Here is a 14,898-nt window from a genome sequence, read left to right as displayed (position 1 = left end):
TATGAGACCTATTGAAAAACAGGGACAGGTGGTGGCTGGCCTACGCCACCGAGTGCGAATGCAGCCTCCATCGTCACCTCGCGAGACGCAGCGCCGTGGGCTGGGTTGCCGTCGGTTTCGGGCAGCGAAAGCCGTTCGCGAAACGTAAGCGGCCGCAGATACTTGCGCCCCCAGACGCGCGAAGAAGGAGTTGGGATATCAGGCAGGTCAAGGCCGGCCGAAATGGCTTCATCCATAACGGCGGCGATAGCCTCGTCCGCGCGGCGCTCCCTGTCTGCAAGATCAATAATCCGGATTGCAAAATTCGGATATTCGACCTCAATAGCCTTGGTGGTTTCGTCAGCAAGGCGCGCCGCTTGTTCATGCCGCTGTCGGATGCCGTCATGCGCGTCGGCCGAGATTGCCTCGACGAGTTGCGCCTCAAGCTGGGCAGTACGAGCGATGGCGCGATCGCGGTCGATGCGGGCCTTGGTGATCTCGGTTTCGGCCGCAATCACGTCGTGATACTCGCCGACCAAAAGGACGCCTTCGCGGCGGGATTCAGCATCGAGCAACGCTTGCTCTGCCGCTGGAATGTCGATGGCCGCGAGCGCAGCACGTATGTCTTGGAGTGGCGACACTAGGAAAGTACCTTTTGTGACGGGTTGCGCACCTGGACCTCTAAGAGGCCGGACACGGCTGCGCACAAATGCAAGCAAACCCATATACTTAGATCCATTGATGAAAGCGGCCAGTTGCGGCCGGGGTAGACAAGTAGGAAAGCGGTTCTGGAAATTTTCGGACCTAGTTCAAGTCCGGGCCTTCCCGCCCGCATAGGCCCGGCAGAGGGTCAGAGGGACCCAATGGAGGGGGTGGGTCAGAGCCGTGCATCGAGCGCGCTGAGTGGCATCGCCACGGCAGGCACATCCGGCTGCCATTCGGAGAACGTGAGCTTGCCGTCCTTTCGGTAGAGCCATACGGTTCGGCCTGGAGAGCCGCCGGCAATCAGCGCCGCAATGGGCAACACTTCGCTCGGCGTGCCCAGCTGCCTGCTCAGCGTTTCCCCTGTGATGACGAGAGCGAGCGCTTCGACCCGGTCGAACTGACGTGCGCCGTTTTCCAATGTGCCAACCTGAAAGCCTGGCGATCGTGACAGCCAGCTGCGAACGGTGGCGCGATCAACGCCGCACGCGGCGGCGATGTCTGATGTTTTGAACATCGAACCTCCCAATGCGCGTATCGCGCAACGTTGATGGGTATAAAAAAAGCCACGCCGGATTGGCGCAGCTGGGTGACGATCCGAAGATCGGGAATGGTTGCCGGTCCCGCGTCAAGGAATAACCGCGGACCGGCTGATCCGGCGCCTGGAAATCGCCGAATAGGTGCCGGGCGCAAGGCTACCATGCCTACGCGTTGCTCCCGGCGGGGTCACAGAGGAGATCTGGACCATGAACTTTGCTCGGCTGCCGCGAACGGCGCCACTTCGAAATGGGAAAAGGGGTCTCACCTGTTGGTGATTTGAATGCGCGTGGTGCGACGGCGGTTACGCAGCAACGCTGTCGAAAAGGCACATGTTCGGCCGATAAATTTCGTACCCCTTCATATATATACTCTCCGAAATGGCAAAAATTACCCTTTTGGCAGGTTTTCATGAACGCTATTTCGAAAAGATCAATGTTTTCAATGCGGGAATCTGAGTAGTAAATATCGCTTGCCCGTGCCTTCAGGTTGCGGTCATCTGCCCAATTAGTTGGATATGAGGACAAGAAACATGGCGCGTAATTTTGTGGCAACGGTTAAGGAGCGGGGAGCGAATGAGCCCTGCTTTGTTCAATTGGAGTTACACGAGGACATAGGGCTAAAGACTGAACTTTTGATAACCTTGAACCTGACTGAGGGAACCAGCATCTCGGATGCCAAGGCGGTAGCCAACTTGATCAATGAAAAAGTCGCCACCCTTTCACTTGGAAAGTGAAGTCAGCAGCTACGCCGCCTCACTCCAGTCAATCGACCGCGCTCGCTTCTCACGAAACGGTACCACGACCTCGTCGTAACGCCTCGCTGCACGAATTTCAGCAGCGGCATGCGACATGCGACGCTCAAGTTCGGAGATCTTCGCCATATCGGCTCGCTGACGCGCGAGAAGCTTTACCGCGAGCACTATTGCATGGGCGGCAGCCGACAGCTTCCCTGCCGCCCATGCGCGCCGCTGTGCAGTGCTTCCATATGGTCCGCTCATCCCAATCTCTTCGAGCGTCTCCCCAGCCATCAGTGCGCGCTGCGCTACATCAAGCAGATCGAGCTCGTCGAGAATGCCGTCGATCGCAATATTGGCGGTGCTGGCCCATTTCGCTGCGGCCTTGGCAGCGAGATTGTCAGGAGAGCCGTGCCCGGCGTCCGGTAGTGCTTGGCGCAGATTCTTGGCGGCTTGTACGTTCATGTGGTCTCCTGTGAATCTTTCAGATTTTTGTGGGATGTGGCGCCTACTCCAACTCGCCAATATCCATTGGTGTCGCCCTGTGAGATCGTGACAAAGATCAGAATCAAAGGGCCGGGCGATGAGCGAAACAGCACCTCCGAAACAATTCATGAAACAGCGGCAGGAAGTCGCCGAGATTGTTTTCAAAGACTACAAAGAGATGCAGCGCGCCACGTTCGATATTGCAGCGCAGTGGGGCCGCTGGCTTACGGCAAGCTTATTGCTCATTCACGGCGGTGGCCTATTTGGACTTTTCACGTTTTTGAGTGGCCTAGCCGACAAGCCTCAAGCGTTGGCTCATTATCAGCTTACCGTCTGGTGGTTTGTTGCAGGCCTGCTTTTTACACTTCTCGCTGGCTTCTGCACATGGATCAACTGGACCATGAATTCTGACAACTATGACGCATGGGCGAACAAAGCTATGTTGTGGGATCCGGAAGAATGGGTTGGAGAGGCGCAGCACACTTGGGGGGTGGCCGCAACATTCTGGGCTTCCATAGCCTTCGGCCTAGCCTCAGCCGGGTGCATAGTCGGGGGCGCATTCTCTATTCTTCACGGTAGGTTGGTGCCCAACTTCATCATGCCCATGACCAGTTCGTTTTGAGCTGCCCTGGCCATGCCTCCCGCCGCCAAGCTTCAACGATATCGGAATGGAATTGGTCGGCCTCGATCGGCATGCCGTAGATGCGGATGAATTCCGACATCAGGTGGCGCCAAGCCTTCTCGGCTAGCTCCAGCTTCTGCCGATTATGTCGCTGGCGAGCAGCGGCCTGCGCATCGTAAAATTTGCCATGCACGAGCCGAGCCAACCAGGCGCGATGCTCGGCGGTGCCGGGAACGATCTGCCGGCCTTCAGTTGCTGTCATGGGATCCTCCTTCGAGGGTGGTTGTCGTTGATGGCCGCGGCGACTGGAAGCAGTTGCATTCGACCAAGAGTTGTTTCAATTTCGGCTTAGTCCCGCCGGAGATCCCTCACATGCCGAAGCGCATTCGCAAGCCCAGCCTGAAGAAAAGCCTTGCTGCTCGTACCTCGACGAAGCGGATCGTCAAGAATGCTGTGGGGCTCAAAGCTCCGAAGGGCTGGGGATGGCTCACCAATCCGAAGAAGGCAGCCTATAATCGTTCATACAATCGCGGGTCCGTCAGCCTGTGGTCAATCATCCGTAAGCTGTTTCGGTGATCCGGTGGCCGATGGCGATTAGCGTCATGCTACCTCGATCGGCCGGAAGCTATCGTCGGCGGTCAGAATGAATGGAATGCCGATAATGTCTTCCGGATCCTCGGCAATGTCTATGTCGAGGGCTGTCAGCAGCCTTTGGTATCGCGCCTGTCCTCGCTCCTGAACGTCCTGCTCGTCGCTCTGCATGCAAATGGCGAACTCTTCTCTTTGGCCATCCACGAACTCCAAGCCCATGCATAGCCAGATCTCACGACCGTCCTCCTCAACCTCACTGCGCACGACACGCGCCACGCGATCTATATACGCCCGGGTGCCGGCGGCCGAAGGGCCCGCCCGGCTGCCCGGTGCGGATGTATCTCTTACTTGTCCCCGGCTTGTAAGCGGGGAAAGTAAGAGGGATTCGGTATCGTGGACAATACCGCTAGGCGTCTTAGAGGTACCGCCTGCGAGACCACTAGAGGTATCGTCAGCGATACTGCTCGCTTTTGTAGCGGTATCGTGGGCAGTACCGCTAGTAGAGGTATCGTCAGCGATACCGCTAGAAAAATTGAAGTTGGGTGCATATTCGGTAGGACGTGTTCCTGCCCCCTCGCGCAGGACCGTAAACGCGCCCTGCTCTACCAGCCGACGAAGGGACGCGACGATATTTGTTCGGGTGGCGCCTGTTGCGCGCTCGAGGTACCGCAAACTAACTCGGGCGTTACTGAAGTCAGATTTATAACGCTCGAGAATTTCGGCAGTGATTTTGTGGTCGAGTTTGCTTGCCCAATCGGTCCGCAACACCTGGATAAGTAGCCGGTGCTTCACCAGCAGGCTGTCCGGCTTATTACTCGACATAGGCGGACAGCCTCTCGTCGCGGGCCGCGCGCCACTCATCGCCACGTTCCAGCACCGGCACGAACATAGCCTTACCTTCTGGTGTCCGACCGATCTCTTTTATGAAGCCCGCATCTATGACGCCGGCGATGGTGTTCCACATCGTCCTGCGACCGACGCCATAGGTTCGGGCCAGCGTCGCAGTATAGAGGATGGCGAAACCTCGCTCGCGCCATTGCTCAATAACCAGCGCGGGGATCCGGAAGCCGTTGCGGCTGCGCAGTGCATACGCACCGGCATTGATATAGTCGGTATAGCGCTGGACGGTTTCTTCCGTCAGCGGAGCGGTATGATCCATCTCGATCCTTTCGTGGAGAGAGCGCACGAAGGCGCAGCCCGCCGGCGCGGTGCCGGCAGGTGGTGGAGTTCTGCGGGACGTGTGGTTGATTAGGCGGCGCGCCTTGCGCGGAGGGTCGACTTCCCCATCGCCTCTAAATGCTGTTTATCGACGTAGATCATCGCGATAACCATACCGAAAATATAGGCAACCGCCTCGAGTTGTTCTTTTGTCATCTGCAAAACATCGAGGTCGGGGTCCAACCCTGCTTCAACAGCCGCGCCCTGAAAAGTTCGGATGATATCTGCCGCATGTTGGTTTACGCTGCTCATGCCGCCGACCTCGCGCCGGCTTCCTGTGCGGCAATCCATGCCATGAGGCTGGATTTGCGGGCGCGGATATTCTGACCAACTCGATAGTGCGGCAGCTTACCGTTTGAGATCTGGTAAAACACTGCCCTCCTATCTTCGCCAAGGAAGGCCGCGATTGAGTTAGCGCCCTTCAGGACGTCGTCGGCAAGGTTATCGTTGTCAGGTGTCATAGTTTCTCCTCTGTGGTGATTGGTAATGGTTTTGACTGCGTCGGTTACATTCGGACAAGTCAACTGCGCCGGTCACACTCCTCGAAGTCAACAACGCCGGTCGCAAATTTGGTAGTCAACAGCAGTGAGCTGTACACAAATGGAATAGGCAAGCGGTCTCACGCACCGGCGGCGGAATCCTAGCGTCGAGTATCAGCAATTATGGGAAGATTCGTGTCTAGCCTGCGTGGCAGGCGGATCGGGTTGATCGACGTCACCTTGACGCCGCGCTTGCGTAGCGCTTACGGCAGTTTTCCTGCAACTAACCACGGCCTCATAAGGTCCGTCGTATGCGACGCCGTGGCCTTCGCAATGTCGTAACGTTTAGATCCAATTTACAAATTTGTCAATATTTTGGAACTCTTTGGCACTATGTTGCATAAACTCCGTTGTTCATGTAGCATCGTCGGGCAAGGAGATAGCCATGTCGATACGAGAACGGAAATGGACGTCCGGCGGTGAGGAAAAGACCGCTTGGGTGGTCGATTATTTCGACCAGAACGGCAAACGCCACATCAAGACTTTCAAGAAAAAGAAGGAGGCTAAAGACTTCGAGGCCGGCACGCACATCGAGGTGAAGGGGAAGATCCACGTTGCAGACCGCGACACTGTAACCGTGGCTGCCGCTGGCAAGCTATGGCATGCTGCGTGCGTCGGTGCAGGCCTCGAGATCACCACGACCCGGCAGTACGAACAACACCTACGGCTGCACATCAATCCTCTAATCGGCCATCTGCGCCTTAACGAAATGACGGTTCCCAAGGTCCGGCAATTCCTAGACGACCTGCAGACGAACGGTCGATCGCCAGCGGTGCAGCGCGCCGTGCGCGTCAGCCTGGGCGCCCTCTTATCAGACGCTCAAGAGCGCGGCCTCGTCGTCCGCAATCCAGTGAAAGAGATGGGGCGTGGCAAGGCACGAGCTCGGTCGGCTGCACGACATGAGGAGCCCGTTGTCGTCGGCGTCGACCTCCCCTTCCCTGACGAGATCCGAATGGTGATGCCAACCTTGACCGGCAAGATTAGGGTGTTCTGGATGACCGCCATCTTCACCGGCATGCGCGCGTCAGAACTTCGCGGCCTTCGATGGCAGGATGTCGACTTCCAACGCGCCGAGATCAATGTCAGCCAGCGGGCAAATATTCTAAAAACGATGGGGCCGCCAAAGACCAAGGCTGGCCGCAGGACGATCCCCCTCGTCGCTCACCTGGTTACTGCACTCAAGGATTGGAAAAAGGAATGCCCAAAAGGCGATCCGGATCTCGGTCTGGTTTTCCCGACTGGCATCGGCACGGTTGAGGAACACAACAACATTATCACTCGGTGGTATCAGCCTCAGTGGATTGCGGCCGGCATCACGAAACAAAGCGGTAAAACCGACCGCGATGGCCAGCCAATCACGGAAGCGAAATACACTGGCCTTCACGCCCTTCGGCACTTTTACGCGTCGTGGTGCATCAATTCTCCCGCCGATGGCGGCCTCGGGTTATCGGCCAAGGTGGTGCAAGACCGCATGGGGCACTCGTCAATTCAGGTAACGCTAGACACCTATTCGCACTTGTTTAGACAGGCTGGCACTGGCGAAACCATGGACAGCGCAGCTGCGGCTCTTCTGGGGTGACTGCGACAAGAACGCGACACAATGGCAATTTCATCAATAATAATAACATTATGTAACGGACTCTGACTCCGTTAATCTTGGTTCGAATCCAGGTTCCCCAGCCAATTCTTCTTCCCATTAGCTAAACCGCCCGGCATGGCTTCAACCCGCCGCGGCCGATATGCTGGCGTCAGAGAATAACCACCCTTTCGCCGAACGGCGTATCATCGTCGAAATTCTGATTGCCGATTCGTTCGCTCTCTCCAGACAATCGCTGCTCCTCCGGCTGATCGCTCGTTTCGGCGGCAGTGTGGGCATGATGTGGTGGCGCGCCATCCGGTTTCTCATCGGCGGCGTCTCGCCGCAACCGTTGCTGATCAGCCGTTATCTGCTCCTGACGGGCAGCAACCCAAGCATTGTCCGGCTCGGACGTGATCGAAAGACTGCTGTCGATCCGCGTCGCCTCGGACGCGGCACTGGCGGATATGCGGGTGACCGGCTCAACCATGATGCCTTCTCCTGCTCGTTTTCCATCGGAAACACCATTCATCTCCTGACTGGAGATAGGCTTTATCGATGGCCATGCAAGTATGACGTGCTCGCCGTCATCCTTCAGCCATGTCGCCGGTCTGCCGAGACATCGACCGCATGTTCAACGGAATGAGCGCGCGGATCAGGCCGATCAGGCAGAAACCGGGCCATCACCATCCTGCGACAGGATAGCCAGTCTGCCGGCGGTCGCATCCGTCTGCTGCAGAAACACACCGTAGGGTTCGTCCCGAATTTCGGTCAAAATCTCTTCAGGGCCGATCACGACGGGTGCCTGGTCATCCGCATATTTGTAGAATTCAAGAAAACCGTCTTCCGCCAGCCTGCATGCGAATGCCAGAACCTCGTTCACGTCCGCACCCGTCTTTTCCAACAGGTTCTCCGCCGCACTCAAAACGGCATCCTCGTCCAGGGCACTCAAAAGCAACTCGCGCTCGATCAGTCTCTTATCCATCATCTTCTCATTCTCCGAGCGGTACACGGTCGCCGGACGGCTGAACTTTTACGTAAGGGCCCTTGTGAACCGCATCGCCGCCGCCGCCTTTCAGACCTTCCGGGTAACCGCGGTTGAGCGATACGGAGCCGCCCTTGCCGTCATAATAGCGCACGCCATCTCCTTTGCCGAGCGGCGCCTTCGTCCAGCCGGCGTCGTCCCGCAGCTCGCGATCCAGAATGTCCTCGGCCTCTTCGTAACGCTTGCCGCGCAGGCGGTCCGCATAGGGTTTTGTATCGCGCTTTTGCGGTTTTGGCTTTTTAGGCGCGCAATTGCCATTGCAATTGTCGCGCTGCTGGGAGGCATTTCCTTGCTGGTCCGCCTTCTGCTGTGCCTGCTGTGGTTTTGCCGGCGGCTGGGCGGGTGGTTTGCCCGGCGGGGTTTTCACCGGAGGGCGCGCGGTGCTGCTCTTCAGCAATTTCTCAAGGAGTTTGATCAGGAACTTCATGGCGCTGATCCAGCCCAGATATCATCCCACTCACCACCGGAGGATTTTTCAAAAGCAACGAGCAGATCGTCGATCGCGTCGTCGGGATGTTTTGCAGTGTCGTTGAAGAAATTCTCCGCTTCCGGGCCATCACACCCGCCATCGGTGATCGACATCAGATAGGCCCATTTCATATGCGCCCGCTCGGATGCCAAACCCAGACGTGTACCGGAAGTTTCATAGGACAGCACGCGTTCCATCATCTCGCCATCCGCCACATCCAATGTCGCCGGATGCACATCGCGCAGATAGGCCACCACCTTGAGCCGAGAGGCCTGCATGCGGGCATCCTCGATCATCGCGATCATGTCAGGGGACAGATGCAGCATTCCCCTGCCCGCCAGAAGCGTTGCCACCGGCCGGCGCCCACGCTTGACGCCGCCGCCCCAGACGGGATCGGGCGAAAAGAAGATCAGCTCGGCCGGGCCGAACAGGCACCAGGCCTGCGTCTCGTCCAGAACCGGAAACACCTGCATCATGACGTTTGGATCGGCATGGCGAAAGATCACCGTTTCCGTGGCCGGCCCGCGCGCGGCCACAGGCTCGGCTGCGGCATCATCGGCGCCACCCGCCGCTGCCATCTCCACCTTCTCGCCATCAAAGACATCGGCTGCAGTGCCGCGCGGAATGGTGATGCGGTTGAGGCCGCGCAGATGGCGAAACAGGCTCTCGGCCGTCAATGTCTCGTCGCCAGCCCAGAAGACGATGGCCGAGCGCTGATCGGCGAGGTGAACCAAGGCCTCCAGCCGGGCAATGACGCTTTCCGGATGCGGCGCACCGGATTGTGCCAGCATGCCGCCAGCAGAAACATCGCCGGCATTCAGGCTCGCCAGCATTTTTTGCGACAGAAGAGCCGCCTGCGCAGCCAGCGCCTCGTCGGACAATGCATCCGCCTCGCCCTCACCGGAAACGCCAAAATCTTCGAGCAGCGCTGATTGCGCCGGCCGCGAGGGATCGACCAACCAGGGGCCACCGGCCACGATGGCATAATCACCGCCGGCATGGCGATAAAGCGGGCGATGAGCGATATCGGCGCGGTAGAGCGAGGCTGCCAGATTTTCGAAACGCGCGCCATCCATGGCCGCAAAAATGCGGCGGCCCGGCTCGCCGGCAAGCGCGCTCAGGCGTGCCAAAAGCGCCCGTCCCTCTGGCGAGAGCGGGTTTTGTTCGCGCTCGCGATCGATCATGATTATCCTCTCACCGTCGGCATGGATTGCGCGGCCATGCTGGCCTGGCACGGCGTGCCGCCGCTTGCCGCACTGCCGGCTCCACCGCCGCCGCCCGCACCCTTGCCCTCGTCGTCACCGATAAACACATCGCCGGAGCCGGTCTGCGCATTGCCGCCGCAATCGATGGCGTCACCGATACGACCGGCCGGCTTGCCATTGATGAACACGGTGGCGGAACCCGCCGCCAGCGCCCGTCCATGCGGCCCGGCATGACCGGCTACGCAGGCATGCGGCGCATAACTGTCGCCGACCCGCATCAAGGGGCGGTCGTTGACGTAGACATCAGGACTGCCACCGGTCGCCGGCGATGGCGGGAAGTGGCAGGCGTGGGCTGAGCCGATATCGGCGCGTCGGTGGGCTGGGGGCATGGGTGATCCTCTCTCTAAGAGCGAGACGTTGTCCTGAAAAGACAACTTTACTTAGTGTGCGCAGTGTTCTCGCTTATGACGTCGAGAGCGTTTGTTTCCATACCAATGGGAATTGTACCGCTGAGGCCATTCGGGCGAGCCGACGACACTCGACCAACAGGCACCCTCGTATCTCCAGAAGCATCCGATGGAATAAGGTTCGTCGGCGCTCCACCGCCAGCAGCTGTATCCTCCGGCCGCCTCCACGCCGGATATCCGATACCGCCAGCCTTTTCGACTGACGGCTTTATAGGTTCTCCATGGCTAGACCCACCGACCATCATCAAGACCTGAACATCAAACCGAATGATCTGGGGAAGAGGAGCTTTGTTAATTACGTCAAAGGCGACATATAGATTTCTGCCGAATTCGCCCGGAAACGCGCGCTCAGCTCGAGCGCCGTTATTGAAGTTGAACTCCAACACTTTGTTATCTGTAACTAAGCATGATCTATTCGAGTGGAGAGGCAAGAGGTCAATTTGGTACACACTGTCGATCTGGATCGGAATCCCTCCGCTGGATTTATTCACCAGATCAATGGCATCTCGTCCCGCACTGCCAACATCACTCTCTCCGGCTTTCATAGAGGCCATTCCTGCGCCTCTTTCTTTTGTAAGACTTCCATCCTTGAGCAAGTTTCCGTCGCGAGCAACTTTTGGAGAAGGAGCAAGATCCTCTATTGAATAAAGACTTGTCTTCATCCCAGTAAACCTAATTAAAATTCCGTGATATTCAGACCTGTGGATCCGAACAAATTTTGAATATCTTTTAAATTCACCTGCAGGAAGAATATCGTCTACGACAATGTAGGCAGCATGTAAAAGTTTAGTTCCCCAAGACAAAAGATTATTGTTATAGGGCTCATGGTTATATGTCGTTGATTCAATCGCGTCGGTACCATCACCAAGATTGGCTCCCGGCATAGTTAGTTGCGGCTTGCCATCTTGGTGAGTCTTAGCGAGAATCTGCCTGAACGCGTTATCAGTCATGGCTGAATAGCCTTATATAGAAGGTCGTATTGGACGCGAAAAACATCACTCAATATAAAAACGCCATCAGATGTTTCTTTTTCACTGCACACTTTATACTTGCAGTAATATGCGCGACACATTGGCTGGGCGATTCCATCAGGATACTCGGCCTGAAAAAATAACGTGCGGTAGGAACTGTCATCAAATGACGTGATTTCCGGTGCATAATCGCAAAAATACGGAGTTCTCTGAAACGCATTCTTAGCTTCGGCTGACAGCGAATCGAAAACAGAGCGATGACATTTCGCATCCAGACCACATGCCCACACCAAAAGCCTAAAAGCTTCAGAGGCAGACGTCAAAGAAACGTCAGAGTCGCTTTGCTTCTCATTTAGACGGATTTCTTCAACGTAATCCACGAACTTCTCTTTAAAATCGTTACTTATATCAAATTTAAATTTCCACATCTCAAAGAAAACATTATCGCCTTTGCATTCGCTTAATTTCTTGGTTATTTCACTAGTAATGTTGTACTGCTTGCAAACGCCAGGGAAATTTATAGCGACAGTATTAACTGTACCTTTATTATGGCAAATTGCATCAATCAGATTAACGACATCAACTGCACAAGCTTGAGGCAGCCGACGCTCGACACTCTCCGGCATAGGCGTTGAAGTCTGAGCGCTTACTGAAAAGGCAAAGCAAAAATTCAAAAATACGAAAGTAAAAAAATTAGATATTTTCATATTACTCCTCCCTCAATTGATATCGATACGTTTTGATTTTTGCTTGATGCTTTGAGCTCCTTCGACAAGCACATTCTCTCCTCGAATGGTTATCTGCCCATCCTTGTTCATGGTAAACTCCGATTTTCCGCATTTTATTGAAAACGCATCCCCCACACCAAACACGACCCGCTGCCCCACCTTGACTATGTGGTTCAAAGTTACAGAAAGAGAATAGTCCTTAGCGGTATTGATCGAGAGACCGTTGTCATAATTTTGCTGCGAGTTCCCAGACACATCTAGTGTATAATTCTTCTCAACTGAAGTTGCCACATCTCCTGACACTATAGTTATCAAAGAACCTTGATTATGAACATTTGAAAAATCTGTATTTTTCGACATTCCGTCAAAAGGAAGACCGAAATTAAATCTATCTACGAAATTTGAACTCATAATAGACATGACGGCATCACTTTCGCCGATCATCTGCACTAAATTTCTTCCTGTTGATATTGTTAGGTTTTGATTATAATAAAAATCAGCCCAACCTAAAACAACCCGACTTTCGTTCATACCTATTTGTTGGTGATGATTTGCGTTTGTGTACTGAACAAAGTTATTCTTTACGCCAACATTGTAATCCCGCTCGGCCTGAACAAATATCTCCTCGCGACCCACATTATCTTCAAAACTTAATTCGTTAAAACCGCGCCCCTTATGCGTGTTGGTCCGAAACGGCTCTTCGTCTTGTTCGCCGGCAGGTCATACGGAACCTTCTGCATCGCATTCGGAACCACACCCGTCACCAGCGGCCGATCCGGATCGCCGTCGACATAAGCAATCATCACTTCCATGCCGATACGCGGGATAACCTGCCCGCCCCAGGTTGAGCCGGCCCAGTTCTGCGCCACGCGCACCCAGCAGGTGTCCGATCCGTCCTTCTTGGCCTTGCGGTCCCAGGGGAACCAGACCTTGATGCGGCCGTACTGGTCCGGGTGGATCTCTTCGCCCTCCGGCCCAGCGACGATCGCCACCTGCGTACCCTCGATGCGCGGACGCTTGGTTTCCCTATGCGGCGTCATCGGTACGCGGGAGGGTACGGCTTCGAACTCGTTGCGGTATTCCGGTTCGTTGCTGTTGGTTTCGTAGGAGCGGTCTACCACCGTCTGGATCGAGCGGATGATGACGTGTTCATCGTAGACATTGTCGGGATGCGCGACTTCGTAAGGTGTAAAACGGCGGCCAGTTTCGATGATGCGGCTGGTAGAAGCACCGAAAACGCGGTCATGGTCGGCTTCCGACGCTTGAGACCGCAGTTTTTGCGCACGCTCGGCTTCGGCAACGGAGGAGATGCGGGCCGGGTATTCGTAAAGCTCGCGTTTGGTCGCATCCGGCATCTGCACCAGAGATGGTGTCATCGTGCCCGGCACCATGCGGGGGGTCTCGAAATTCCAGTCGGCGCCGGCGCGCTGGCCCGGCACGTAGGAGAAACGACGCGCCCATTCATTGATGTGGTTGCGGTCGGACGAGCCTTGCGCCAGGCGCACTCTCTTTTCACCCTGCGCCGAGGCTGACGGGCCGAGCCAGCCATTGGCCGTATCGGCCACATGCAGCTTGTGTTTGCCGTCTTCGTGGCTGAACCAGTAGAACAGGCCGTCTTCTTCAAAACGACGGCAGAGATAGTCAAAATCTCGCTCGTTGAACTGGACCGAATAATGCTGTTTTGGCGGAGATGTAATTACGCCAGATGTATCCGGTGCCGGGATGCCGTGTTCGGAAAACAGGATTTCGGCGATCTCGATCGACGTCTTGTCCATCCAGATGCGGCAATCGGAACGGCGGGCCAGCAGCCACATCTGCGGACGCAGCACCATGACATAGGACCGCAGACCGCGGGTGATCGGCGGACCTTCGTTGAGTTCGGTAACGAGACCGTTGAACGGGCGGCGGATGGCCGGAACATCCTCGCCGTCCCCCTGCTGCACCTCGACCGAGACATCGAGCAGACGGCCGATAAGCTCTTCCGGCTTGATCTGCTCCTTCTTGGTGCGGGCGACGAGACGGATTTCGAACAGCGAGGAAATACCTTCCTCGATCGTGACGCGCTCGGCGAGAAGCTGATCTTCTCCCAGCGGCGAGTTGATCTTCAGGATACGGCTCGCCTGGATGAAATCGGCGGCGGAAGATGCATTGTCCATAAGGTGCCCCGGCAAATGCTAAAGTAAAACGCCCGCCGGATTGCCGGCAGCGAAAAATTGAATGCTTGCTTTTGCGGGGAAAAATATGGCGCCAAGGGGCCAAATCAACCCAGAATGGGCGCTATTCAAATATAGGGTGTTTTTACGGGAATTTTAGAAAATCGGCATGAAACCGGTCTATCGCCGTCCCTTCGGCCGCGTCGCCAGCACGTTTCTGATCGAAAAACTGGAATGAATGCGCAGCACGCCCGGCAGCGCCGAGAGGATCTCCTTGTGGATGCGCTCGAATTCCAGCGCGCTCTCCACCTCCACCCTCAAGAGATAGTCAGAATCGCCGGTCATCAGAAAACATTCGCGGATTTCCGGATATTTGCGGATCGCCGCCTCGAAGCGGTTCAGATGATCCTCGGTCTGGCGCTCCAGCGTGATGTTGATGATGACAGCGATCGTGTTGCTTCCGGCGCTTTCGATCAGCGCCGTATAGCCCTTGATCACCCCCGCCTTTTCGAGAAGCCCGATGCGGCGCAGGCAGGCGGATGGCGACAGCCCGACCTCCGTGGCGATCCTGGCATTGCTCATGCGGGCGTTCAGCCGCAGCAGGCGGATGATGTCGCGGTCTATGGCATCGATGGCGGACATGCGGATTATTCCATAAGTTCGAAGATCATCCCGAAAAACATCAATTGATGCAATGATCAAGCAATAAACGATGGGATATTGCGTGATCGTTTCAATAAGCTTGAGTCATAAGTCAATAATGACGGGAACGGGTGCTGCAGACTGGCCTCAAGCGTTTTCAGGCGTGGCTGCTGCCGCAAGGCGGACTCGGCCAAAGCTGTGTTTCGCAGTATAGTGGCCTTTCCGGCATGAA

General features: G+C 56.0%; 20 protein-coding genes and 1 pseudogene. 4 read left to right on the top strand and 17 right to left on the bottom strand.

The window, feature by feature from the left end; genetic code table 11:
* Positions 1-8: 8 nt before the first annotated feature.
* Together EDF70_RS07460 and EDF70_RS07455 are read right to left on the bottom strand one after the other, a co-directional pair.
* On the bottom strand, positions 9-554 hold the full coding sequence (locus EDF70_RS07460) for a hypothetical protein (RefSeq protein ID WP_132272740.1): 546 nt from the start codon (positions 552-554) through the stop codon (positions 9-11).
* A 302-nt stretch (positions 555-856) separates the two neighbouring features.
* Positions 857-1,198, bottom strand: coding sequence for a hypothetical protein (locus tag EDF70_RS07455; RefSeq protein ID WP_132272739.1), 342 nt, complete (start codon positions 1,196-1,198; stop codon positions 857-859).
* 552 nt (positions 1,199-1,750) lie between these two features.
* On the opposite strand from EDF70_RS07455, the gene EDF70_RS07450 reads away from it, so the two are divergent.
* A complete protein-coding gene (locus EDF70_RS07450; protein ID WP_132272738.1) occupies positions 1,751-1,954 on the top strand; it encodes a hypothetical protein in 204 nt (67 codons plus the stop codon).
* 9 nt (positions 1,955-1,963) lie between these two features.
* Here the strand turns inward: EDF70_RS07450 and EDF70_RS07445 are convergent, their stop codons facing one another.
* Complete coding sequence (locus EDF70_RS07445) at positions 1,964-2,419, bottom strand: hypothetical protein (protein WP_132272737.1); 456 nt, start codon at positions 2,417-2,419, stop codon at positions 1,964-1,966.
* Between the two features lie 118 nt (positions 2,420-2,537).
* Here EDF70_RS07445 and EDF70_RS07440 point away from each other — a divergent pair, with 118 nt between their 5' ends.
* Entirely contained in the window at positions 2,538-3,062 is a 525-nt protein-coding gene (locus EDF70_RS07440) for a hypothetical protein (protein WP_132272736.1), read from the top strand.
* Here EDF70_RS07440 and EDF70_RS07435 read toward each other — a convergent pair.
* Complete coding sequence (locus EDF70_RS07435; protein WP_132272735.1) at positions 3,037-3,324, bottom strand: hypothetical protein; 288 nt, start codon at positions 3,322-3,324, stop codon at positions 3,037-3,039. The two genes, EDF70_RS07440 and EDF70_RS07435, sit on opposite strands and share 26 nt — an antisense overlap.
* A 110-nt stretch (positions 3,325-3,434) precedes the next feature.
* Here EDF70_RS07435 and EDF70_RS07430 point away from each other — a divergent pair, with 110 nt between their 5' ends.
* Entirely contained in the window at positions 3,435-3,638 is a 204-nt protein-coding gene (locus EDF70_RS07430; RefSeq protein ID WP_132272734.1) for a hypothetical protein, read from the top strand.
* A 24-nt stretch (positions 3,639-3,662) separates the two neighbouring features.
* Here the strand turns inward: EDF70_RS07430 and EDF70_RS07425 are convergent, their stop codons facing one another.
* From EDF70_RS07425 to EDF70_RS07410, 4 genes are all read right to left on the bottom strand, one after another.
* Positions 3,663-4,475 carry a hypothetical protein gene (locus EDF70_RS07425; RefSeq protein ID WP_132272733.1) on the bottom strand — a complete coding sequence of 271 codons (813 nt, stop codon included), beginning with the start codon at positions 4,473-4,475 and terminating at the stop codon, positions 3,663-3,665.
* Positions 4,465-4,812: a hypothetical protein gene (locus EDF70_RS07420; RefSeq protein WP_132272732.1), complete on the bottom strand. Its 348-nt coding sequence runs from the start codon at positions 4,810-4,812 to the stop codon at positions 4,465-4,467. Before EDF70_RS07420 ends, EDF70_RS07425 begins: the two co-directional genes overlap by 11 nt.
* Positions 4,813-4,901: 89 nt before the next feature.
* On the bottom strand, positions 4,902-5,123 hold the full coding sequence (locus tag EDF70_RS07415) for a hypothetical protein (RefSeq protein ID WP_132272731.1): 222 nt from the start codon (positions 5,121-5,123) through the stop codon (positions 4,902-4,904).
* Complete coding sequence (locus tag EDF70_RS07410) at positions 5,120-5,332, bottom strand: helix-turn-helix domain-containing protein (protein WP_132272730.1); 213 nt, start codon at positions 5,330-5,332, stop codon at positions 5,120-5,122. The genes EDF70_RS07415 and EDF70_RS07410 overlap by 4 nt, the downstream gene beginning before the upstream one ends.
* A gap of 463 nt (positions 5,333-5,795) precedes the next feature.
* Between EDF70_RS07410 and EDF70_RS07405 the strand changes: the two genes are divergently transcribed.
* Positions 5,796-6,989 carry a site-specific integrase gene (locus EDF70_RS07405; protein WP_132272729.1) on the top strand — a complete coding sequence of 398 codons (1,194 nt, stop codon included), beginning with the start codon at positions 5,796-5,798 and terminating at the stop codon, positions 6,987-6,989.
* Between the two features lie 169 nt (positions 6,990-7,158).
* Here EDF70_RS07405 and EDF70_RS07400 read toward each other — a convergent pair whose 3' ends face one another.
* The 9 genes and pseudogenes from EDF70_RS07400 to EDF70_RS07360 form a co-directional block, all read right to left on the bottom strand.
* Positions 7,159-7,476, bottom strand: a complete 318-nt coding sequence (locus EDF70_RS07400) for a hypothetical protein (RefSeq protein WP_132272728.1) — start codon at positions 7,474-7,476, stop codon at positions 7,159-7,161.
* A 174-nt stretch (positions 7,477-7,650) separates the two neighbouring features.
* Positions 7,651-7,974 carry a hypothetical protein gene (locus EDF70_RS07395; RefSeq protein ID WP_132272727.1) on the bottom strand — a complete coding sequence of 108 codons (324 nt, stop codon included), beginning with the start codon at positions 7,972-7,974 and terminating at the stop codon, positions 7,651-7,653.
* Positions 7,975-7,978: 4 nt separating this feature from the next.
* Positions 7,979-8,458, bottom strand: a complete 480-nt coding sequence (locus EDF70_RS07390) for a hypothetical protein (protein ID WP_132272726.1) — start codon at positions 8,456-8,458, stop codon at positions 7,979-7,981.
* Positions 8,455-9,684: a hypothetical protein gene (locus EDF70_RS07385; protein ID WP_132272725.1), complete on the bottom strand. Its 1,230-nt coding sequence runs from the start codon at positions 9,682-9,684 to the stop codon at positions 8,455-8,457. The genes EDF70_RS07390 and EDF70_RS07385 overlap by 4 nt, the downstream gene beginning before the upstream one ends.
* A gap of 2 nt (positions 9,685-9,686) precedes the next feature.
* Positions 9,687-10,094, bottom strand: coding sequence for a PAAR domain-containing protein (locus EDF70_RS07380; RefSeq protein WP_132272724.1), 408 nt, complete (start codon positions 10,092-10,094; stop codon positions 9,687-9,689).
* A 47-nt stretch (positions 10,095-10,141) separates the two neighbouring features.
* Positions 10,142-11,122 (bottom strand): hypothetical protein, encoded by a 981-nt coding sequence (locus EDF70_RS07375; RefSeq protein ID WP_132272723.1) that lies wholly within the window; start codon positions 11,120-11,122, stop codon positions 10,142-10,144.
* The gene (locus EDF70_RS07370) at positions 11,119-11,850 is read right to left on the bottom strand and encodes a hypothetical protein (RefSeq protein WP_132272722.1); all 732 of its coding nucleotides are present in this window, start codon (positions 11,848-11,850) and stop codon (positions 11,119-11,121) included. The genes EDF70_RS07375 and EDF70_RS07370 overlap by 4 nt, the downstream gene beginning before the upstream one ends.
* Positions 11,851-11,862: 12 nt before the next feature.
* A pseudogene (gene tssI / locus EDF70_RS07365) lies at positions 11,863-14,027 on the bottom strand (type VI secretion system tip protein TssI/VgrG).
* A gap of 177 nt (positions 14,028-14,204) precedes the next feature.
* The gene (locus tag EDF70_RS07360) at positions 14,205-14,666 is read right to left on the bottom strand and encodes an Lrp/AsnC family transcriptional regulator (RefSeq protein ID WP_132272721.1); all 462 of its coding nucleotides are present in this window, start codon (positions 14,664-14,666) and stop codon (positions 14,205-14,207) included.
* Positions 14,667-14,898 lie beyond the last annotated feature (232 nt).

The sequence above is a fragment of the Neorhizobium sp. JUb45 genome, from assembly GCF_004343585.1.
Classification (GTDB): Bacteria; Pseudomonadota; Alphaproteobacteria; order Rhizobiales; family Rhizobiaceae; genus Neorhizobium.
Note: the sequence above shows the minus strand (reverse complement) of the source record. Positions and strands in the feature narration are given on the sequence as shown.